This window comes from Acidobacteriota bacterium (assembly GCA_003696075.1).
GTDB lineage: Bacteria > Acidobacteriota > Polarisedimenticolia > J045 > J045 > J045.
In genome coordinates, this window is sequence record RFHH01000076.1 from 1 (window position 1) to 7,804 (window position 7,804).

At 74.2% G+C, this 7,804-nt stretch carries 6 protein-coding genes; 3 read left to right on the top strand and 3 right to left on the bottom strand.

The window, feature by feature from the left end; all coding sequences use genetic code 11:
• The first annotated feature begins 91 nt into the window (after positions 1 to 91).
• Positions 92 to 895 carry a hypothetical protein gene (locus tag D6718_05010; protein RMG46748.1) on the top strand — a complete coding sequence of 268 codons (804 nt, stop codon included), beginning with the start codon at positions 92 to 94 and terminating at the stop codon, positions 893 to 895.
• On the opposite strand, the gene D6718_05015 is transcribed toward D6718_05010, so the two are convergent.
• Positions 882 to 1,400, bottom strand: coding sequence for a hypothetical protein (locus D6718_05015; protein RMG46744.1), 519 nt, complete (start codon positions 1,398 to 1,400; stop codon positions 882 to 884). The two genes, D6718_05010 and D6718_05015, sit on opposite strands and share 14 nt — an antisense overlap.
• Before the next feature lie 259 nt (positions 1,401 to 1,659).
• Here D6718_05015 and D6718_05020 point away from each other — a divergent pair, with 259 nt between their 5' ends.
• A complete protein-coding gene (locus tag D6718_05020) occupies positions 1,660 to 2,814 on the top strand; it encodes a DUF4388 domain-containing protein (protein ID RMG46745.1) in 1,155 nt (384 codons plus the stop codon).
• Here the strand turns inward: D6718_05020 and D6718_05025 are convergent.
• Entirely contained in the window at positions 2,780 to 5,428 is a 2,649-nt protein-coding gene (locus D6718_05025) for a hypothetical protein (protein ID RMG46746.1), read from the bottom strand. The genes D6718_05020 and D6718_05025 overlap by 35 nt on opposite strands.
• A complete protein-coding gene (locus tag D6718_05030) occupies positions 5,425 to 5,811 on the bottom strand; it encodes a holo-ACP synthase (GenBank protein RMG46747.1) in 387 nt (128 codons plus the stop codon). Before D6718_05030 ends, D6718_05025 begins: the two co-directional genes overlap by 4 nt.
• Before the next feature lie 1,085 nt (positions 5,812 to 6,896).
• On the opposite strand from D6718_05030, the gene D6718_05035 reads away from it, so the two are divergent.
• On the top strand, positions 6,897 to 7,565 hold the full coding sequence (locus tag D6718_05035) for an NYN domain-containing protein (GenBank protein ID RMG46749.1): 669 nt from the start codon (positions 6,897 to 6,899) through the stop codon (positions 7,563 to 7,565).
• Positions 7,566 to 7,804: the final 239 nt, after the last annotated feature.

A 7,804-nucleotide genomic window follows, 5' to 3' on the forward strand; every position in this document is an offset into this window, starting at 1 on the left:
GGGGGCGGCGGGGCGGACGATGATGCGAGCGCCGGGACGGCCGGTCAAACGGCGGTTGCCGGCCCGGCCGGCACGGTGTCTCATCCCCGCCATGCGGCGCCGCGTGATCACGCTGCTGACCGATTTCGGCCGCGAAGGCCCGTACGCCGGGGAGGTGGCGGGCGTGCTGCTCTCCCGCGCGCCCGAGGCGACGCTCTGCGAGATCTCGCACGAGGTGGCGGCCCACGACGTCCGCGAGGGGGCGTTCGTCCTCGCCGCGGCGGCGTTCTCCTTTCCGCGCGGCACCGTGCACCTGGCGGTGGTCGATCCCGGGGTGGGCACCGCACGGCGGGCGCTGGCGATGGCGGCCGGCGGGCATCTGTTCGTCGCCCCCGACAACGGCCTGCTCACCCTGGCCGCCCGGCGGGCCGGCGGCCCAGTCGAGGTCCGGGAGGTGGCGGCGGCGGCGCTGGCGGCTCCGCGGCCCCACCCGACCTTCCACGGGCGGGATCTCTTCGCGCCGGTCGCGGCGGCTCTCGCCTGCGGCCTGCCGCTGGAGGATGTCGGTCCCCCCTGCCCCGACTGGATCCGCCTTCCCGGTTGCGAACCGGAGGAGCGCCCGGACGGCCGCTTGGTGCTCCCCGTGCTCCACGTCGACCGCTTCGGAAACGTCGCCTTCGGGCTCACGCGGGCGGACGCGGCCAGAATCTGGCCGGGGCTTTTCTCGCCTCCGATCCATCCGGAGTCCGCGGACGGGCCGGCACCTTTCGTGCGCACTTACGGCGAGGCGGCCCGGGGGCAGCTGTGCCTGCTGTGGGGCTCGTCGGGTTACCTCGAGGCGGCGGTGCGCGAAGGCCGGGCCGACACCCGGCTGGGGGTCCGCCCCGGCGACCGCGTCCCGTTCATCCGCCGGTGACCACTCGGCGGACGTAGCGCTTGGACACGAGCACCGCCCCCTCGGAGGTCACCAGGCCGATCCACGGGTCGTCGGTGTTCAGGACGTCCACCGGCCGCTCCCGCCCGGCCGGCATGGCGACCCGGAGAACGCCCTCGTAGGTCGCGCGCGCCGCGGGCACGCCGGCGAGCTCGACCCGCACGGGGCACTCGCGCTCCCCGGCGTCCGGAGGATCGATCCCGGCTTCCCCCGCCGATCGAACCTCGACGGCGACGATCCTGTCGCGGCCCAGCAGCTCCGGTCCGCTCTCGCCGCGGAAGGGAAGGAACCGCTCGCCGCCGCGGAGCAGGTCGGCGACCCTCTCCCGGCCGAGGTGGCGCGCGGCGGACCGCGAGACGAACAGGTCTCCGGCAATCCGCTCCCCGCCGTCGAGGAGAACCCGCACCGGCACGCGCTCTTTGGGAATCCGCAACTGGGGGGCGCCGAACCGCTCCTCGACCGCGGCCGGGCCTTCCGGGGCTGCCATGGCGCCTCCTCGGGCGGCGGGCTCGCCGGCCCCGCCCGCCTCCAATGTGCGGCGCTCCCCCCGCGGCGGGCAATCGGAGGCTCCCGCCTTGCGGCGGGGAGACATCGGCGGCGGGCCGTGCCCGGAGCGGAGAGGTGCGGACCGGCGCGGATCCGCCCGCGCGTTGCCGGGCCGCCCGGGCCGAACCTAACGTTGCCGTGACCGCTCCACCGGAGCCGACCCCGGGGGGCGTGCGCGCGGAGCGAGGACCGGGAGAGAGATGAGCCTTTCCGGATCGACGGCGACGATGAACCTCGCCGACCTGCTGCAGTGGGCCGCCTCCTCGCAGCAGACCGGACGTTTCGACTTCCGCCGTCGCTCCACCGTCAAGGAGGTCTACTTCCAGGACGGGGTGATCGTCGGAGCCGCCTCCAACCTGCCCACGGAGATGCTGGGGCACACGCTCGTGGCCCGCGGCAAGCTGACGGAGGAGCAGCTCCGGGCGGCGCTTCTCGCGCGCCAGGATCCAGAAGAGTTCCTCGGGCAGGTCCTGGTGCGTCTCGGCTTCGTCGACAGGGACGATTTGCTCCGGGCGCTCGCCGAGCGGACGGAGGAGATCGTCTATTCGCTGTTCGAATGGGACGAGGCGGAGTTCCACTTCGAGCCGGGGGCGCGGCCGGGGCCGCGCGTGGTGCTGATCTCGCTGCCGGTCGACCACGTGCTGCTGCGGGGAGTGCACCGCCATGACGAGATGCAGCGCATCCGCAGCGTCTTTCCGGACGGCCGCGTCATCCTCGCGCGCACCGACGCTGCGCCGCCCGAGCAGATCCTCCAGCACCCGCTCGCGCGCCGCATCCTCGAAACGATCGACGGCAAGCGGACGATCGACGAGATCGCCTTCCAGATCCACGCCAGCCGGTTTCCGGTGATGAAGTTCCTCTACGAAGCGCACCGCCTCGGCCTGGTGGAGGTGGTGGATCTCGAGGGTCCGCCGCTGATGCTGATCTCGAAGGAGGCGCCGGACGCCGAGCTGGCGGGCCTGTCCGGTCCCGCACGCATCGCCGCCGCGGAGGAGCGGCTGTCGAAGGGCGATCCGGAGTCGGCGCTGGCGCTGCTCGGTGAAGACGAGATTCCGCAGGATCCGGAGCTGACGAAGCTGCGGGAAAAGGCGGAGAAGGCGTTCATCGAGAAGGTGTACCGCGAGGAGATCCCTCCCCAGGCCGTCCCGCGCCTGGCGCGGCCCCTGGAGGATCTCGTGAACGAGCCGCTCCGCTCGGAGGAGTTTTTCCTTCTCTCTCGCCTCGACGGGCAGTGGACCATCCGCGACGTGGTCGACATCGCGCCCGCGCGCGAGGTGGAGACGCTCAGGGTGTTGCGGAGGCTGATCCGGCGCGGCCTCGTCACCCTCCCGCAGCCCGCCCCCGCGGCCCGCTGACCGCTCCCGGACGCCCCGCCCGGTTCCGAACGCGAACGATCTCCAGAAGCGCCGGCAACAGCGTCACGGCGGTGACGAGCGTCGCCCCCACCCCGAGGATGGCGAGGACGCCGCTCGAGATCAGTCCGGGATAGTCGGCGAACACGAGCGCGCCGAAGCCGACGATGGTCGTCAGCGACGTCATCACGATTCCCCGTCCGGTGTGCCGGAACACGTCGACGAGATCCTCGGACGAGTGGTGGAGGAAGCGGTGGACCACGTGGATGCCGTTGTCGATGCCGACGCCGAGGATCAGCGGGAGGACCGACACGCTCACCAGGTTGAAGTCGACGCCGAACGCCGCCATCAGCCCGACCGAGGCGACCACGCCGCCGATCAGCGGCAGGAAAGTCAGCAGGACCAGCAGCGGCCGGCGGAAGGAGAGCAGGAGGATCGCCAGCACCCCGGCCGCGGAGAGAACGACGGCGCGCGTGCCGTCCCGCAGCACCATCGGCTTGATGTCCTGGCTCAGGACGCGGCCTCCGATGAGCGTGGCGGGGACCCCCGACGAGGCCAGCGCGGCCCGCAGGCCGCCCACCAGATCGCGCGTGGCGACCGCGGGACGCGGATAGCAGGAGACCACCCCCTCCCGCACCCCGTCCTCCTCGAGGAGGAGGTCGGCCAGCATCGGCCCGAGGGGCCCGCGCGAGGCCTCGGCGAGGGTGAGCGGGCGGTCTCGCGAGAGAACCCGTTCGATCCTGGCCGCGGCGGCCTCAGCGTGTTCGTCGATCCGGAACCCGTGCCGCCGGAGCGCCCGGAGCAGCTCGTCGCGGACGGACGCCGGATCGAGTCCCCCGGCGCGGAGCCGGCGGAGGGTCGCCAGCGCCCGCTGCTGGCGGGAAGGCGGCGGCACGAGCCGGGCGGGACTCATCACGGCCGCCAGCGGTCCCTCCTCTTCCCGGACGAGAGGGTCGAACGCCCGCTGCACGCGCTCGCATCGGTCGAGCAGCGACGCCTCGTCGCTGCCGGGCACCAGCGCGAGCACCGGCTGCAGCGACGTGCCGATCCTCTTCGCCAGCTCGGTCTGGAGACGGATGCTCGGGGCCCCGGAGGGCCGGAAACGGCGGAAATCCTCGTCGAGCCGGGCGCGCAGCGCCGGCACCGCCAGCGCCACCGTCGCGGCCGCGGCAACCAGCACGACGCGGCGGGGGTGCCGGACGACCAGCGCCAGGAGCGGGCCCAGCCCGAAGCCGGCCAGGCCGCGGGGCCGGTCCCGCGCGGGACGCCACCGGGCGGCGAGGGCGGTCAGCGCGGGCACGAGCAGGAGGCTGGCGGCGAGGGAGAGCGCCATCCCCGCCGCGCACAGCCTGCCGAGATCGCGCAGACCGGGGAAGGAAGAAAGGCCGGCCGCGAGGAACGCCCAGGCGGTGGTGGCGGCCGCGGCGAGGATCCCGAGGCCGGTCTCCCCGTGCGCCGCCTCGAAGGCCTCCAGCATGTCCCGGCCGGCGTGCACTTCTTCGAGATACCGGTTGTACAGATGGATCGTGAAATCGATCCCCAGCCCGCAGAGGATCGCGATCGAACCGGCGGTGAAGACGTTCAGGTGGCCGATCGCCAGGCGGGCGAATCCGAGCGTCCACGCGATCCCCGCCGCGAGCGGCACGCCGGCGATGAGCACGCCGAGCGGACGCCGGAACGCGGCCAGGAACAGGAGCATCACGGCGACGAAGGCGACGCCCGAGATCGACCGGATGTCGTGCGCCAGGATCGCCTTGTAGTCGGCGAGGATCGCGGGCGCCCCGGTGAAGCCCACGCGGACCGCTCCCGGCGCCGCGCCGGCCGGGGCCGGGCCCACTCCCGCCGTGCCTTCCAGCCCCGCCGCATCCAGCTCCTCCCTCGCCACGCGCTCGAGCCGGTCGAGAACCGCGCGGACGAACCTCACGTCCTGGGTCGAGCCGGAGAGGCGGACGAGGAGGACCACGTACGCGTCGTCCTCGGTGACCAGCACGCCGTCGCGGGGAACGATCCGCAGGCGTCCCTTCAGCGCCTCGATGTGGCGCATCGCCGCCGGAACGAGTCCGAGGGGATCGTCGCGGAGCAGGCGGGTCGCCAGCGGGCCGAGGGGGGACCGGAGGCGCTCGAGGTTGCGGGCCACCGCGGCATCGATCCCCGCCGGCGTGAGCCTCGCGGCAAAGCTCTCGATCTCCTCCGGCTCGAGGTAGAGCAACAGCGCTTCCGCCTGCGGGCCGGCCAGCAGGGCGAACGGATCCTCGCCGAACAACCCGGCGACCGGGACGAGGTCGGGATCCTCCTCCAGGCGGTCCCGGATCGCGAGGGCGAGGTCGATGCGCTGCTCGACGTCCGGGCCGCCGGCCCCCGAGATCGCGATCGCCAGCGGCTCCGCCGATCCGTAACGCCCGATGAGAGCGCGCAGGCGGCGCGCGGAGGGGAGGTCGTCCGGCAGCAGGTCGGTCACGTCGGTCGAAAGTTCGATGCCCGCCGCGAGGCCGAGACAGACGGCGGTGAGGACGGCCGCCGCGATGAGGACGCTCTTGGGGTGGTGCACGGCGACTCGTGCGGTGGCGACGAGAGACCGGCGGACGCCTCTCCGCAGCGTCCCGAGCGGTCCGGTCACCGGGACTCCCCCTCGAGCACCACCACCGCCGCCGCCACGCCGCGGCCGTGGGTGAGCGACACGTGCGCCCTCGTCACGCCGAGGGCGGCCGCGACCTCCGCCGCGCGCCCGTGCAGTTCGAGGGCCGGCGCCCCCGTCCGGCCGCGCGCGATCTCCACGTCGCGCCAGGCGATGCCCCCCGAAAGACCGGTCCCGAGGGCCTTGAGCGCCGCCTCCTTCGCGGCGAAGCGGGCGGCCACGTGGGGCGCCGGGAAGCGGTGCCGGCGGCAGTAGTCGCGCTCCCGGTCGGTGAGGATCCGCCGCTCGAAGCGCTCGCCGTGCCGCGCCATCGCCTCCTCCACACGGCCGATCTCGGTGACGTCGATGCCGATCCCGAGGATCACGGCGCTCCTCCAGCCCGGCGGGGCGGCGGGAAGGATACACCGCCGCGGGCCGAAGCCGTAACGGCTTTGGTTTCAGTACTTTGCCATCAGAAGCGCGTCCGGAAGGACCGTCCCGCGTGGTATGATCCCGCCGGCGGGACCGGCCCCGGCGCCGGGCCGGAGGGGACGCGATGCCGCGCGTAGGCTGGGACACCTACTTCGACCGGATGGGGCCGCAAGGGGTGCGCCTGGTGGCCGCCAGCCTGCTCTCCCCCCACGACTACGCCCGCCTCACCGGAGAATCCGGAACCGAACTCTCCCCCGCGGCGAGGGGGCAGCGGATCGCCGAGCTCCTCGCGGAGGACCCGGCGCGGGGCGAGGCTTTCCTCGCGGCGCTGGACGAGCGCGTCGGGACGGAGGACCACCCGCTCGATCCGCGCGCCGTGCGCGCCGCCCTGTCGAAGGCGCTGAGGGCGCCCGATGCCGGCGACGCGCTCTTCCTCCACCGCCTGGCGCGCGCTCCGAAGCCGCTCCTCGCGCCCGAGGAGCTGCGCGCCGCGGCCGAGATCGTCGCCCCGGTGGTGCTGGGCGAGGATCCGGGCTCGCGACCGAAGAACCTGGCGAAGCTGGCCTCCGAGCGGGCGGGGTTGCGCGAGCTGGAGCGGGAGCGGCGGGAGCTCGAGGAGCGCGTCCGCCGGCTCGAAGCGCAGCTCGCCCGGACGCTCGAGCACGCCGCACAGCTCGAGGAAAAGCTCTCGCGGCGGACGCAGGAGCTGCACGATCTGCGGCAGCGCGACCGGGAGGCGCGGGAGGAGCGCCAGAGGCTGGAGCGCGAGCTGGGACGCCTGCGCCGGCGGATCGACGAACTCAACGAGCGGCGGGCGCGCGAGCGCACCGGCGAGATCACGACCGCCCTCCGGCGGCTGACCACCGAACAGCGGCGGGCGACCGCGCAGCTCGAGAAGCTGCGGGCGACCGACAAGGAGCGCCGCGAAGCGCTCCGCTCCCACGAGCGGCGCCTCGAACGGCTGGCGGACCTCGTGGAGAAGCTCGTCGCGCTGCACGAGGCCGACTCGCGAAGCGTGGCTGCCGCGCAGGCGGCGATCATGGAGCAGCTCGCCGAACTCCGCGACGGCTCCCGCCCCGGGCCGGAAGAGAGCGGGCCGCCGGCCGGGCGGCGCGAGGACAAACCACGGGTCGGCGTCTTCGTCGACGTGCAGAACATGTTCTACGGGGCGCGCGAGAAGAACGCGCGGCTCGACTTCGAGGCTCTGCTCGAGGCCGCCACCGCCGGCCGGCGGCTCGTTCGCGCCGTCGCCTACCTCGTCGAGGCACCCGACATCAACCAGTCGGCCTTCATCCATCTGCTCGAGACGAAGGCCTACGAGGTCAAGCGGAAGCCGCTGAAGATCCGTCCCGACCGCTCGATGAAGGGGAACTGGGATCTGGAAATGGCGCTCGACGCGCTGACCACCGCCAGGCACCTCGACGTCGTGGTGCTGGTCACCGGCGACGGCGACTTCGTGCCGCTGGTGCGGGCGCTGAAGCTCCAGGGCAAGCGGGTCGAGGTCTACGGGTTCCGCCGCAGCACCGCCCCGGACCTGCGGCAAGCCGCGGACCGCTTCCACCAGATCACGCGGCGCCTGCTGCGCCCGCTCGAGCCCGCGCGGGCCGCGCGCCGCGCGCGCGCGCGGGCGGCGGCGCCCGCCGCGGCCGCGGAGAGCTCGACGGTGTCCTCGCCGGCCCAGCCCGGCGCCGCTCCGGCGTCGTCGTGAGGCGACCGCCGGCTCTCCGCTCCGCGCGGCCGAACGATCCCGCGAATCCGATGCCTCCCGATTCCCGGTGCCGCGGGGAGGCGGGCTTTTCTGCGGGGCGGCCTTCGCACCCCCGGCCCGCCGAGGGCCCTCGGCGCACACCGGCCGGGGCGGGCCGAGCCCGGTCGAGCCGCCGTCTTCGCGAGGCGGCCGGCCGGCGGCGCCGGTGCGATCCCCCGCGGGGCGATGCAGCGCCGCAC

Coding starts and splice junctions, on each gene's coding strand:
- D6718_05010 (RMG46748.1), top strand. CDS start 92: ATGCGGCGCCGCGTGATCACGCTGCTGACCGATTTCGGCCGCGAAGGC.
- D6718_05015 (RMG46744.1), bottom strand. CDS start 1,400: ATGGCAGCCCCGGAAGGCCCGGCCGCGGTCGAGGAGCGGTTCGGCGCC.
- D6718_05020 (RMG46745.1), top strand. CDS start 1,660: ATGAGCCTTTCCGGATCGACGGCGACGATGAACCTCGCCGACCTGCTG.
- D6718_05035 (RMG46749.1), top strand. CDS start 6,897: ATGGAGCAGCTCGCCGAACTCCGCGACGGCTCCCGCCCCGGGCCGGAA.